The 12,885-nt window shown below is 34.5% G+C and carries 13 protein-coding genes; 4 read left to right on the top strand and 9 right to left on the bottom strand.

Annotated elements, in window-relative coordinates; translation table 11 throughout:
* Positions 1 to 47: 47 nt before the first annotated feature.
* Positions 48 to 815 carry an acid phosphatase gene (locus tag F580_RS0116460; protein ID WP_019028849.1) on the bottom strand — a complete coding sequence of 256 codons (768 nt, stop codon included), beginning with the start codon at positions 813 to 815 and terminating at the stop codon, positions 48 to 50.
* Positions 816 to 1,318: 503 nt separating this feature from the next.
* Between F580_RS0116460 and F580_RS0116465 the strand changes: the two genes are divergently transcribed.
* Positions 1,319 to 1,954, top strand: a complete 636-nt coding sequence (locus F580_RS0116465) for a hypothetical protein (protein ID WP_019028850.1) — start codon at positions 1,319 to 1,321, stop codon at positions 1,952 to 1,954.
* A 146-nt stretch (positions 1,955 to 2,100) separates the two neighbouring features.
* On the opposite strand, the gene F580_RS0116470 is transcribed toward F580_RS0116465, so the two are convergent.
* The 3 genes from F580_RS0116470 to F580_RS0116480 form a co-directional block, all read right to left on the bottom strand.
* Positions 2,101 to 2,559 carry a hypothetical protein gene (locus F580_RS0116470; protein WP_019028851.1) on the bottom strand — a complete coding sequence of 153 codons (459 nt, stop codon included), beginning with the start codon at positions 2,557 to 2,559 and terminating at the stop codon, positions 2,101 to 2,103.
* 94 nt (positions 2,560 to 2,653) lie between these two features.
* Positions 2,654 to 3,451, bottom strand: coding sequence for a GIY-YIG nuclease family protein (locus F580_RS0116475; protein ID WP_019028852.1), 798 nt, complete (start codon positions 3,449 to 3,451; stop codon positions 2,654 to 2,656).
* A 108-nt stretch (positions 3,452 to 3,559) separates the two neighbouring features.
* Positions 3,560 to 4,447, bottom strand: coding sequence for a 5'-nucleotidase (locus F580_RS0116480; RefSeq protein ID WP_019028853.1), 888 nt, complete (start codon positions 4,445 to 4,447; stop codon positions 3,560 to 3,562).
* Positions 4,448 to 4,921: 474 nt separating this feature from the next.
* Here F580_RS0116480 and F580_RS0116485 point away from each other — a divergent pair, with 474 nt between their 5' ends.
* The 3 genes from F580_RS0116485 to F580_RS24735 all read left to right on the top strand — a co-directional run bounded on the left by F580_RS0116485 (position 4,922) and on the right by F580_RS24735 (position 6,564).
* On the top strand, positions 4,922 to 5,311 hold the full coding sequence (locus F580_RS0116485; protein WP_019028854.1) for a hypothetical protein: 390 nt from the start codon (positions 4,922 to 4,924) through the stop codon (positions 5,309 to 5,311).
* 206 nt (positions 5,312 to 5,517) lie between these two features.
* Positions 5,518 to 5,826 (top strand): hypothetical protein, encoded by a 309-nt coding sequence (locus F580_RS0116490; protein ID WP_019028855.1) that lies wholly within the window; start codon positions 5,518 to 5,520, stop codon positions 5,824 to 5,826.
* A 99-nt stretch (positions 5,827 to 5,925) separates the two neighbouring features.
* Positions 5,926 to 6,564, top strand: a complete 639-nt coding sequence (locus tag F580_RS24735) for an SGNH/GDSL hydrolase family protein (RefSeq protein ID WP_019028856.1) — start codon at positions 5,926 to 5,928, stop codon at positions 6,562 to 6,564.
* A 273-nt stretch (positions 6,565 to 6,837) separates the two neighbouring features.
* On the opposite strand, the gene F580_RS0116500 is transcribed toward F580_RS24735, so the two are convergent.
* The 5 genes from F580_RS0116500 to F580_RS0116520 all read right to left on the bottom strand — a co-directional run bounded on the left by F580_RS0116500 (position 6,838) and on the right by F580_RS0116520 (position 12,883).
* Positions 6,838 to 8,091, bottom strand: coding sequence for a WYL domain-containing protein (locus F580_RS0116500; protein WP_019028857.1), 1,254 nt, complete (start codon positions 8,089 to 8,091; stop codon positions 6,838 to 6,840).
* A gap of 95 nt (positions 8,092 to 8,186) precedes the next feature.
* The gene (locus F580_RS0116505) at positions 8,187 to 8,456 is read right to left on the bottom strand and encodes a hypothetical protein (RefSeq protein ID WP_019028858.1); all 270 of its coding nucleotides are present in this window, start codon (positions 8,454 to 8,456) and stop codon (positions 8,187 to 8,189) included.
* A gap of 260 nt (positions 8,457 to 8,716) precedes the next feature.
* Complete coding sequence (locus F580_RS25600; protein WP_019028859.1) at positions 8,717 to 9,541, bottom strand: GIY-YIG nuclease family protein; 825 nt, start codon at positions 9,539 to 9,541, stop codon at positions 8,717 to 8,719.
* A gap of 138 nt (positions 9,542 to 9,679) precedes the next feature.
* On the bottom strand, positions 9,680 to 10,870 hold the full coding sequence (locus F580_RS0116515; RefSeq protein WP_019028860.1) for a PD-(D/E)XK nuclease family protein: 1,191 nt from the start codon (positions 10,868 to 10,870) through the stop codon (positions 9,680 to 9,682).
* Between the two features lie 39 nt (positions 10,871 to 10,909).
* On the bottom strand, positions 10,910 to 12,883 hold the full coding sequence (locus F580_RS0116520; protein ID WP_019028861.1) for a DUF2779 domain-containing protein: 1,974 nt from the start codon (positions 12,881 to 12,883) through the stop codon (positions 10,910 to 10,912).
* Positions 12,884 to 12,885 lie beyond the last annotated feature (2 nt).

Raw genomic sequence — 12,885 nt, forward strand, 5'->3', positions numbered from 1 at the left:
GCTGATATGTCGAATTAGCGTACTCAAATACCCTGTGACCAGTTATTTTACCGCTGTAAAGCATTCGCCTCGACATGACAATCTCTCGATGATTTCAATGCTTTAGCGCGTACTGCACTTATCTCTAATTTTGCTGCTGCCATGGCGGAAGTAAACGCTGAGTTGGCATGCAATCTAGCAAACGTTGCCGCGCCCATGGTACGACCCGCCTCTACATCACTTTGCCAATGCACATTACAAATTAAGCGACTTTCCCCCACCGCCAAACCACGTGCTAATGCTTTATTGCTGAACTCGGGTGATATTTCAGCAAAGATTTGTCCCCATAACCAACCAATAGCGGCATGGCCAGAGGGGTAAGAGCCACTGGTTCGCAAGTGCTTTTCTTTAGCAGGAACACAAGTCGCTGCTTCATTAATCATAAAGGGACGTTTTTTTTGATAGTGCTTCTTAGCCGCATAAGTCGATAGTCCGGCATCAGTTGCTGATCGTCTTAACAAACGATAAAGTTGTGGCGTTTCTATTTTGCTAATTTGTGCATCAATGGCACAAGAAAACATACTGGCCGCTACAGGAAACGCCAAATTGTCATCTGAGTTTGCTAAGTCCCACCTAGCCCCCTCTTGTTTAGCTATTACAAGGGTATTTAAGCGTTCATCTTCAGCATTACCAGCAATAGGTGCCGTAGGTAATAAGGTGATGCCATCAGGTATTACCTCATGTGGTAAATAACCGATTAAAATACCAGGTATTAACTCAGGCACGGGTTCAAGTGGCTGTGGTTTATTTGAGGCACAACTTGAGATTAACAACACACTCGTTAATCCTATCAATACGTTGGTTAGATTTTTTATCATAATTCACAGTAAATTATTAAATAGAAAGTGATTTGAACTTACAGTATGTTTTAATTCCATTCAAGTATTAATTATTTTATGAGGTATAAACTTTAAAATGCTAAAGAGAAAATAAGCAAGATTGCCTACACTCGCGTCAATAAGTTTGCCTCAAATTTACTAACTAAAAGTTTACTGACTATATAGCCGGTAAGTTACAAACTCTTAGCCTATTCATAGGCCTTAAAAGGAAAAACTCCATTAATAGCTGATGACACAATATAGCTAGCGCAATCACTTTCTTCTCCTACGCAGCGTAGCTTTAACTACAGCGACGAGTAAATGACCAACAGCTCTGACGTTTTTTATTTATCTCTTTGCTGTTAATATATGGCTCTCATTAAATTTACACCAAGCACTGCTTCTCGAGCGAATCTTCATGTTCAGTGTTTTGGTCACCATCAATATTAAAGGGTTAAACCGTGGACGCTTTTACAGCCAAGCAAACCGAGCACACCGAAGGCAGATCTCATCCTTGGACATCGATGATCACGGACGAAAACAGTATTTATATGGATTTCAAGAAAAATCCAAATCTGATACGCAGCTCGCTGGAAGATTTTCAGCCCTTTGAACAATGGCCCTTTGTCGATACTTTCTATTCGCTGGTCGAATGGCTTAATAGTTCATCATCATTGTTAGAAAGTAATGACTGCACCTTTAATGCCGTAGAAGAAAATCCCGATAAACAATACCCCTATGCTAAAAAATGCAGTGCCCGATTAATGATATTGTTTCGCGAAATTGAAGAAAACTGTCAGCAGCGAAGCATCGACTGGTTAATGCAAAATATACTGCAAAGCGTTGCCAGCACCAAAATAGGCTTTCGTGCTGGCGCCATTTGCCTATCACAATCCGCCACTTGTTATCTCGCGCTCGGCGATAAAGTAGATACCGGCGGCATGGGCCAACAAGTGGTACTGACTTTCTTTGCCTACGGAAAAAATGACCGTCGTTGTTTTGAAAACATGCAGGAAGTGATCAGCCATGCACAGCTCTGTTTAAAGACAGTCAATAAAAAGCTTAAAAACGGCGAGCTGGACGATATTTACCGCTAGAAATACTGAAATAGCGGTTATATTCTGAAAGTGTCGGAAGTGTCTAATACCAGAAAGGGCTGCACATTGTGCAGCCCTTTGAATGTGACGGTGAATCCAGAGATGAACGCTACTGTAGGTCCAATAGTAACTAGTTATATCAGTGTCTATTTAGAGGTTGTAGGAAAAGACTTAAGTTTTTCTAACAGCTTATTAATGGAGGGCATTGTACTATCATTAATTGTTGTTCTTATCTCATAAGTATCGGCTGTAGGACCGTTAACAATGTTAAAACACTCCAACTTGTTTTTACCTAAATGATACTGAATTGATTTGTCGGTGTAACCTTCCCCAAGCGTTTTTAATAAATAAGGATGAGTAAAGTTTATTTTGATTTCTTCCTTAGCAGGCCTAATGCAGTAATCACATCTTATGGCTTTATGTCCATCATGCTTCACGCCTGTTCTTACATCACCTCTATTAGTATTTGTTGTCCAAAAACTTAAACCAGGATTACTTGCTTTTGTTTTATTCAAAATCGCATAAGCAAGTTGTTTAAATTCATCCTTTTCACAACGTTGTATTACGTGTTTTATTTCTTCAGTTATAAAGTTGTTAGCAGACATGTATAAACCTTTTTATTAATAATATTTCAATAGATAAGATATCTCGCATATAGAGTATTGTTAATTTAATAACTTATATTTCTATACGTAAGTGTTAACTGTTATTGAGAAAATCTGCCATTTCTGTAATCAAACTTCTAATCGAATGGTTATCTTCGGCTTCTGGTTCATAAGCAGTAGAACTCGTTACTACCTCAGCATTTACAAGTTTTTTCCATAAAATGAATGCCGTAGCGGTAGGGTTACTCACTCGCAAGTCAAATTTTTCGATAAATTCAATAAATAATTTCCGTTGGGTAGACGAAACGAGAAAGAACGCAGGGCTTACCTTTTTACCCGACGTTCCTATCTTCAACCTAATTCTAGCTGGCCAACCTTCTTTATATATAAACACTGTTGGATCTTGCGCTAATCTTAAATCTGGTTCACCTATTATATAACTGTCACCCAGTACGTCATGAGCGATTTGGTTTACGTTTAATAGTTTTTCAAAGACAGAATTACGTATTATTTTATCTTCATGATCTTGGGTGTAACTGCCATCTCGTAAGTTTATTTTTCGCTCTACATCTAATCCCTGTAACGCTTCTAAATCGCCTTCTGGTCTTATATTTACCGAACGAAAGCCATGGACCATGTTAGTTAAATTATAAAAACCATACATCCACTTTATAAGCACAGATTCAACAGAACGGGCTTCATTATTCGTTTCAAATCTACCTATAACCCGCTTACCATAAAAATCTTGTTGTTTTAAAGATTTGATCATTTCTACTTTTGCAGATTCTTGAATATCGTTCTCATGTGCATCAATTCTTAACCCTTGTCCTTTACCTACATAAAAGACTTTATCGTTACGTGTATCAAATAAAATATATACGTAGTGTTCCATAAATAAACTCCTAAAATTAGTACGTTACATCACAGTGCTGTACTGTAAAATTAACAAACTTAATCAACACTTGGTTCTCACATAACTACTGTAGCTAGTATCCAAAATTCAGTTAGTTTGACTGCCTACTTGCACATGCCCAACCAACATATGACCACTTGCCCGTTGGCAGTGTTTAGGGTGATCATCAAAAAAAATATCGCTATCAATAATTTTTAAAATAGGTGTTTTATCACTACCCTCCATAAAAAAGCATTGTGAAGGAGACAACTGCCACTGTTCTATTGTATGCATAGCACGTTTAAGTGCTTTTCCTCCACGAGCTGTTACTAAAGACCATTTAATACCTTTGTTAACATTTTGAAGAACATCTATTTTTTTTATAAAGTTATATAACACCCCTTTGCCCATCTCAATACCAGCGTATTTTTGTTCATGTTCTTCAAATGCAGCAATACCCTGTTGATCGGCAATTGTCTGTGCATTATGGCAAAAAAGCACGGCGTCACCGTCAAAGGAAAAATGTAACTGTTTTCCTAGCACTCTATTATTTTCATTTTGATCAACAACAATAACAGGCAAACTATTACCTTCTAATTGCTCAGCAAATACCGTATCAGTTGTCATTACAATATCGGGCTGCATGACCTTAGTAACGTCAACTAATTGCTGATATTGCGTCATCACGACTTTATTAAAGGTTAAACCTTGTTGAGTAAATTGACTTAATAAAGGAATTAATCGTCCATGTTCACAGCTAGCCAATAAAAGTATTTTAATATTCATTTCTTGGCAATGATGTTCATGAAGCTTTGAAAGAAACTCACAAATCTGGTGATGTTGGTTAGCAAGCTCTCCTGTTATTCCTATGGTTAATGTATTAGAACTAACACCATGAGAATTCCCATCTACCCCCTTACCTTTATGACTTTGATGAGTTTCATCATTTTTATTAATGTTTAAATCAATATCCGTTTTAGTATTTATTTCAATCATGTTTTACCCTTTCAACGTATTCGATAAAGTATCTTTACATTGAAAGAAGACAATCGGAGTCTGAAATTAATTTAAAAGCGTTTATAAATAAATATTAACTTTTTATCAGATGTTTTTCATTATTAAACCACTAAGCAAGTTGTGCGAATGGCTAATAAACTGACTAAAGTAAATAAAAAATCACGCTTAAGAAAGTGTCGTACCTATCTAATATCATTATTGCAGGAACAATCACTATCACGCGCTCCAACAAAACAATGATTAGGTTTCATTTAATATTTATCTAAATGTTAACTTATTTAAATTTTTTAAATTAATCGGACGAAGATAGTCAGGAGCCATAGATAATATTATTTTACAAAATAAGTAATCCAAATAAAAAGGAACTCATCATGCAAGTTAAAGAAGATAATTTTTCAAAAATAGTACAAAAATAAGCCATTAAGAACATTCATAAGTAATTGGAGAGTAATAATGAAGGCAGCAGAAGTATTTCAACAAGTTTGTAACCTTGACGGTATTGATATTCAAGAAGGTGCTCATGGTGAAAATTATGAACGCATTGATTTCAATTATAAAGCAGGAATAGTCTCTGGGCACGGACACTATGAACTATCAAAAAGTAGACTGAATTTTTATATTGCTTATCAAATTGAAGGACAAGATTTTGATATTGAGCACACCCGTCAAGACGGTTATGAATACGTAACTTTCAACAATATAAGTCCTTTATGGGCAACAACAAAAATAAAAAACGACATTGTGGTAGAGATTAATGTTTATGAAGAATTTCCTGACAACAAAAGTTGGTTATTTTCAACAAAAAAGAATCAACGCTTCCTCACTTTAGATGAACCAGGTTAATATTTTTTAATCATATGCCTATGCCTATGCCTAACAGAAGTTTAACGTTAAGCGGCTTATATAGCATTTATAAGAAATAAGTCGCCACCTTTATTTCACCCATTAAAGAACAAGTTTTTTCTTCAATGTTCATGTTCATGTTCATGTTCACCACAACAATATAGTTTTTAAGAAAATCAACCTATTTTAAAACAAGGTAAAACAAAATGAGTAATTTCAAAATAGTACTTGAAAAAGGTCAAACAGAAGCAGAAATAAAAGCGGATTTGCAGTTCGAATTAAAAAATGAATTAGGCGAATGCATAAGTTCTCATCAGTTTGATTATCTCCCCCAAGCAATAGCGTTTATGGAAATCAACCAAGGGTTAATAAAACAAGAGACTATTCCTAATACTGATAAATCTCTATTTTTAACCCCCTCAAATACCCCTGCTAGATTAATATTAAATGATTTCTGGCTAAGGTTGTTATACACAAGAAAACTTGATGCAAGTTATTACGAATCTCACTTATAAAGAGCACGAAAAGAAAAGTTATTTTCGGACAATCATATTCTGGAAGGAGCTCTACAATGCACGTACTTTAGATTTACTAACAAAAACAGAGAAAATATTATGAGACATGTTGTACTAGCAGGTGATTCAATTTTTGACAATAAACCCTATGTAGCCCATGGAGACACGGTTAGTGATTTAATGAGATCAAAGTTATCTTCCCGAGACAGTTATACTTTATTGGCGGTTGACGGACACATATCCAATAATGTGAATCAACAATTAACTCAATTACCTAGTGATTGTAGTGACTTATTTATAAGTGTTGGCGGTAATGACGCTTTACAAAACGCCTATATATTAAATTCTCAAGTAACGAGTGTTACTGAAGCATTTGAACTTTTTAACAATGCAATTGTGAACTTTAAGCGTGACTATTTAGGTATGATCGATAATGTATTAAAAAGCTGTGCCGCAATAAATTGCAAGAACATTACCTTGTGTACTGTTTATAACAATGTTCCAGGCTTGGGTCATATAGAAAAAACGGCACTAGCGCTATTTAATGAGGTAATACTTGATGTTGCTATTAGTTTTAAACTCAATGTTATTGATTTAAGAAATACCTGCGATGATGAAGCTGACTATTCTGAAATTTCCCCGATAGAGCCTTCATTCGCTGGCGGAAACAAAATTACAGATGTGATTATCGATGTTATTCAAAACAACAAAGAACAAGTCACTCATATTTTTCAATAGAGGATAACCAAAATAAGAGTTTTATTGTTTAATATCATTAAGGCGAACAATAACTGCCTATAAACACAGTCGTAATAACAATATAAAGAGTTCTTATGAACCCCGTAGAAGATCCTCTTGGTTTATCTAATCTATCTATTGAAATTATTTTTAATAACTAAAATATGGCCTCAATGGATGTTATGGGTTTTTCAACCTTTAGGGGTATTTATTACCCTTCTATGAGTATATTTTATAGTGAAAGTTAAATACCTTTCACTATTACATTAATATTTACGAATGAGCGGCTAGCTTTTGATAAGAAGCAAAATTATTATCAAGTCGCCTGCGTATTTCATCAACCACTTGGCTAGGTTCGGTTACGATCATATCAGCACCAAACATACTTATCGCGTTAACAAAAAACCATGCGTCCCAACCGTCATGGTGATCCAAAAATTGACTGGTTAATTCAATGGTTGCTTCAATTTTAAACCAAGGTTTAGTTGGCGCTGATTGTGTTAAACACGTTTTCATTAACTGTTGTTCTTCAACAACAAGATCTTCAAATGCAGTAATTTTCTGATCTGTTGAAAACATCGTTTGAGTTAAGTTTTCTTTCACCCACGGGTTAACATAAGCAACAAACTTAAATGGTGCTTTAGGCTGGTCAAACGACTGATATTTATGCTGAGCTTTTATTTTAAAGTCTTCATCGATCAATTTTATATTTTTAAATCTATTAATATCAAAGTGACGATAAATGCCTTGTTCTTCTGTGGGAAGCTCTTGCCCTGCTCTCAAGTTATTATGTAAATAACCAATAACTTGTGTTTGTTCATACTGAACTCTGACTTGTTGAGGGCTAAAAATAATATTATTGGGCACTACATCTTGATGTACTGATTCATATTCGGCATGAATCACCTGTTGTTTTTCAATTGCATCAAATATAAGACGATAGTTTTCTTCGTTGATTGCAGTTTTCACCCAAGGCGTGGAAAAGGGCACATAATCACTAGCATCTATGGTGCGCCTGATAACACGAAGCTTTTCTATCGTTTTTTTGGCTTTATCAAATAACGGTGCTAATTCTCCTGCAATATCCGGCGGTAAAATATTACCAAAATTACTGCGTACTAAATCAAACGCCATAGCAGTTGAAAGCGGCATGTTTTGTGTTTTACACAAAGCATTGTTTTTTGCTTTAGAGCTAAGCCAATAATATTTATTTCTAGTTGAACTGTCTTCACCAATAACTTGTAAAGTTGAATGCTTAAAGGTTAAGCGTTCTACAGCATTTTTGATTCTACTTTGCATTGTATCAAGAGGTTGCCCTTCTACACCCGAGGCAATATACATTTTATAAATGGTTTTAAGTGGAATTGCACTCGACTCAAACGGAGGTAATATAGCAGCAATGGCTGAGTCAAAGTCAGCACCATCTAAATCAAATAAGGTATTGATTTCATGTATGTCAGGATCATTCTCTTTCGTTTTACTTGATAATATATTTAAACAGTCTTGAACGATTGGACGTGATGGCATATTAATCTCCAGTGATTAAACGAAAGCTTTCTTTAATTTTTTTAACTATCTAAATATATCGATATTTTATCAATATAACTATTTCTAAACAGCGCCTAAAGTATCCTTCTTTTTAACCAATCTTGAATTTGCCCGGATCCTAAGCCAAATCCTACTAAAAATGCAAAACCAAACTTTCTATTGGTCAGCGAAGTAAATGCCATTAGGCCACACCATAATAGTAATGAATCTTGTAGTAACATATTGTGTGTACCACAATATGCTATAACAGCCATTAACAAGGCTCTTTTCGGCATAACATTAAACCAAATACAGGTAATAATATAAAAAAACAACTCACCAAATGCAGATTCGAATATAAACATAGTTTTCTCTCTTTAGTTAGTATTTCGAGGATTAAGTCTAGTTTATTGGTAATGTTTGATATCTAAGGTCCGATTTTGTTATTTTTTTGTTGTATGCTCTATTTCAAATAGTTATTTACAAAGGTAATTTACAAACCAACAGAAGTTGCAAAGGTACTTGAAAAAGTTCATTGCTTCGTTGAGAAAACAAATTACTATATTGTGGGTTTGCATTCATACCCCCTTTACTAACTAAATTAAAAATAAAGAATTAAAACGAATCAAACATTCGAATTAAAATAATTTTTAGCATAAGTAAGTTGTTTAAATATTTTTTCAAGATCATTACTTTTTACTTTAAAGTTTTCCCAGTTGGGTAACTTAGAATAAGATTCATTATTTCTTACAGATAACTCATTGTATTGATTTAGATAATTCGAAAATTTTTGTCGATCGACTCTATTCTCACTTATAGGTTTTAGATTAAAGACAATATTATTTGCACCACTATCTGTTAGTTGTATTATCAGTCTTAAATTCGAGTTTAAATTAACAAAAACAGCAATATATCGACCTGCTTCCCAGTAACAAGGTGCATCTACATCGAATGTGGAATCTTTTTCTATGATAAAATCACGGATGTCTTCTGCGTGCGACATGTGATTGTAGCGGTCATGGTTTTCAATTTTATCTTGAAGGTATCCTGTACCATGTATAGCTGCGTTTTTAACGATATCAATACCAACGATATTCTCATTATTTTCAAAGGGACGCATATAGTCTGCGTGACGACCTCTTGATATGTTCGTCAAATTATCAATACCATAGACCCAATTAATTAAGGTACTTTCAACAGAAAACGCCTCGTTTTCTGTGTCATAACGACCTATGACACGAACACCAATCTTATTGTTGATATTTCGAGCTAAGATTTCTCGTATTTTGGTTAACTTATCTTTATCATGATCAGAATTTAAAGCCTCTACTTCATGTGAGAGAGCTCGTTTGCCAGTGCCTTTGCCAATATAGAATACTATAGAATCTTCAGGGTCCACTAATTCATATACATAATAAGGCTTTAGAGGTATTTCTCTTAGTTCAGTCATAATATTTTCCTTTATAAAAAAGTCACAATGGTGTCTTTAAATTGATTGATAAGTCATCGTTTGTCCTAAAATACCTTTGCTTTTTATATTCAGTATTACGTTATTTATGAATTATTTGTTAAAACCTAGTAAATACAACTAAGTTGAAATATCAATTATTGTTTGAATAAAAGTACTTCGAACAGTATCAGGTGTTTTCAACCATTGTTGCGCATTTATTTTAAATTTAAAGAGCTTCTCTCTTGGTGATTTTATAATGACACCTTCAGGCCAGTTACTTTCATTAAATACTTCTTTAATATCTTTATCTACACGCAAGTTAACTTCAATGCATAATGAGTTTTGGTTTGATTCATCGAGCCTCAATGAGCACATTCTATCTTTTTCTGTGTGCCATAAACTCAGCCGTGTTTTAGTCGTTTTTTGCCGAAGATTTGGGTTGCTTAATTGCTCATATAACTCTATAGCCAGTGGTTTTGTATGAGGAGAGTCTACATCCCATCTACTCCAGAAAGCTTTATCATCTATAGCTTCAGGAGCGTTATTAGATCTACGCCAATATACTTGCTCTTCACTGCCTTTATTGATGACTTCCCTGATAAATGCTTTTAGATTTTTTAATAACAACAATGAAAATGGCGAAACAGAATCAATATCACCTAGTTGCTCTTTTATTAATAAATCGGTCAATAAAGTATATATTGATGAATCGTTATGCCCTTTATTGAATTCCCACTGCATATGGCAATAACTCGCTTGGAGTAAAGATTTTTCAGTTATCATATAGGTTAATTGATTAAAATTATGCTCTAACCCTTTTTGACAGATGTTAGGCGTAAGGTAAACAAAATGTATATGTGGAGACTTACCTGTTATTGGATTGTCAACATGCAGTTCATTGATGATAGATCTCTCAAGTAGTTGATACTCATCTAATAATTGAAATGAATCGCCAGCAGAGTCTGATTTTATTTTATTTTCAATAGGTACAACAAGAAATAACTTTTCTTCTTGTCCTCCCGTATAATAAAGACTGATAACTATATCAATATCCCGTTGTTTATTGTCACTAATAGAATCGACAAAACCCATATACGTGTCTTCAATCTCTACTTTAACCATTATATCTTCATTTCCATATAATGATATTTGGTTAAGTACTTTCTTAAATTCAAGCGTGTCGGGAAGACATGCATTTAAGAATATTTTTAAAAATGAATCCCGTAAGCCATGTCCTTCTGTAGGGTCAAGTAAGTATGACAAAACACTCGTAATGTTAGCTTCATTAACAATACCGTCACCTGATGACATAACACTAAAAATATTCATTTAATCTCCTAATTTAATCTACTTGAATTACTAAAAAATCTACGACCTGCACCACGATTGCCAAGCTTCAACAATCATCACCATAGCTAACGTGTCTAACTCGCAGTATTTTAATAATGCATTATCAAGTTCAGTTCGTTCATATTCAGACATTTGAGTAAACTGCATTTTAGAATAAGCGGTTAATGCTAAGCCACCATTATTCAACTCATCTGTTTCACTAAGTAAGTCTGCTTCATGCTCACTAATATCGGCAAACATTTTGGGTAATAACTTATATGGATCTTTTACTTGGCCATCATTATCAATTTGAAGCCATTGTTGCTTGGTAAAATTACAGCTTGGCATTTGCTCACTGCCATAAATTGCTTGCCCGTATTTTTCTTTTAAAAATGCAGAACTGTTTAATACCGCTGGTAATACAGCTTTTATCGAATTTGAACCATTAGTTGCAGGGTCGTAATAGTATTTTTTCACTAATACCCATAAATCAACCATCAAACGATCACCACTCCAAATCTCTTTACTCTTATCACCTGATTTTGTGATAGTTTTAATAAAATCGCTTAGCTCAAGTTTATCGACTTCTGTCGATACCGCCAATTGTCGATAAATCAGATTAAGGTAGGTATTCTCATGGGATGAATAGCGAAAAATAGTGCCTTCATCATTTTCTAATTGACGCTTTAATTCACGGACAAATTCAAAATTAGGAAACTGCCCGACTTCCGTATTTAAAAACTCACCCGCATGTTCTACTCGGCCATCTTCATGTAAAACATGATGAGAAAATTGGAAAGCGATCCCCTCATAAGGAGCCATTCCTTTAAAAAAGGGGATGGCAGAGGCATTGGTTTCAAAATCAATAAAATGTAATGGATATGTCCATTTTGCCATTTCTGCTTCCATGGTACCGCTATCAAATTCAATACTCGTATCGTTATTTTTAACTTTCTCTATTTGTAACCATTGTCTTTCAGATTGCGTCATCGCAAAACTGTCAGATGTTTTTATATTGAGATGCTCTTTTTCAACATCTTTAATTTTTACAATACCTTCATTAATAAGCTCTTCCGCACGCTTAAAACTCCAAATTTGTAAAACACTTTGATCATTAAAGTCTTCGTCTTGCCAATGTAACTGTTCTTTCCAGCATGTTTTATAACCACTTAATTTACCCTCAGCTTCTTCTTGTGCTGTACAAGTGAATTCACAGGTTTTACATTTTTTGCCAATAACAGGCGCTATTTTTTCATCTTTTTCGTAATACTGAGCCAGTAATTCAATATTACCTTTGAAGGTATTAGTTGGCATACCTGTGGCAAGTTCTTCGGCATATACTTTGTTCAATATTTTATCGACATTAACTTTAGTTAAGAACTGTGCTGATAAGTCTTCCGCGGTTAAATTTGACGATACTTTTACACCTTTTCTGTTGTTAGCGTCTTTGGTCATTAAAAACTTTTGATTTAGACCGTCAGTCACAGCCACTGAGTTTTTATCAACTAACATTAAGAAACTGGTAACGGTACTGTTAGGGAATGCTTTTTCTAAAACATGTTTTTGAAAAGCTACGTCGTATAAATACGGTTTCCAGCCAGAAATAATCCCCCCCCTTGCCCCAAGGAACTCGTTGTCTTCTTGTTTTGAATATGACTTTGCTTTTACTTCTATTAATTCGAAGTGATTACCTTGTTTGACTAAAATATCAATGCGAACAAAAAGGTTATTAAAACGAATAGCGGGTTCAAATAGCACCACGTTTTCTTGGGATAATAGTGCTAATGTTTGTTGTTGTGCTTCTTCGTAATCAATAGCGGTTATGGCTTGTCCTTGAGGGTAATAACATTTAGCTAACTCACCCACTTGAAAACCACCTTCTGCTAATGCTTGTAAAAATGAGTCTTCGAGTTTGCTATCGGCATAGGAATTTTTACCCGAATAGAAAAGTTTAGTTGGACACTCTGTAGCCATTTTAAATCGAGACTTAGTTAAATAACGTGGCTTACTCATAT

The organism is Colwellia piezophila ATCC BAA-637, from assembly GCF_000378625.1.
GTDB classification, from domain to species: domain Bacteria; phylum Pseudomonadota; class Gammaproteobacteria; order Enterobacterales; family Alteromonadaceae; genus Colwellia; species Colwellia piezophila.

Bases quoted from the DNA above. Each gene is read 5' to 3' on its own strand.
- F580_RS0116470 (WP_019028851.1), bottom strand. From the start codon at position 2,559: ATGTCTGCTAACAACTTTATAACTGAAGAAATAAAACACGTAATACAA.
- F580_RS0116475 (WP_019028852.1), bottom strand. From the start codon at position 3,451: ATGGAACACTACGTATATATTTTATTTGATACACGTAACGATAAAGTC.
- F580_RS0116480 (WP_019028853.1), bottom strand. From the start codon at position 4,447: ATGATTGAAATAAATACTAAAACGGATATTGATTTAAACATTAATAAA.
- F580_RS0116485 (WP_019028854.1), top strand. From the start codon at position 4,922: ATGAAGGCAGCAGAAGTATTTCAACAAGTTTGTAACCTTGACGGTATT.
- F580_RS0116490 (WP_019028855.1), top strand. From the start codon at position 5,518: ATGAGTAATTTCAAAATAGTACTTGAAAAAGGTCAAACAGAAGCAGAA.
- F580_RS24735 (WP_019028856.1), top strand. From the start codon at position 5,926: ATGAGACATGTTGTACTAGCAGGTGATTCAATTTTTGACAATAAACCC.
- F580_RS0116500 (WP_019028857.1), bottom strand. From the start codon at position 8,091: ATGCCATCACGTCCAATCGTTCAAGACTGTTTAAATATATTATCAAGT.
- F580_RS0116505 (WP_019028858.1), bottom strand. From the start codon at position 8,456: ATGTTTATATTCGAATCTGCATTTGGTGAGTTGTTTTTTTATATTATT.
- F580_RS25600 (WP_019028859.1), bottom strand. From the start codon at position 9,541: ATGACTGAACTAAGAGAAATACCTCTAAAGCCTTATTATGTATATGAA.
- F580_RS0116515 (WP_019028860.1), bottom strand. From the start codon at position 10,870: ATGAATATTTTTAGTGTTATGTCATCAGGTGACGGTATTGTTAATGAA.
- F580_RS0116520 (WP_019028861.1), bottom strand. From the start codon at position 12,883: ATGAGTAAGCCACGTTATTTAACTAAGTCTCGATTTAAAATGGCTACA.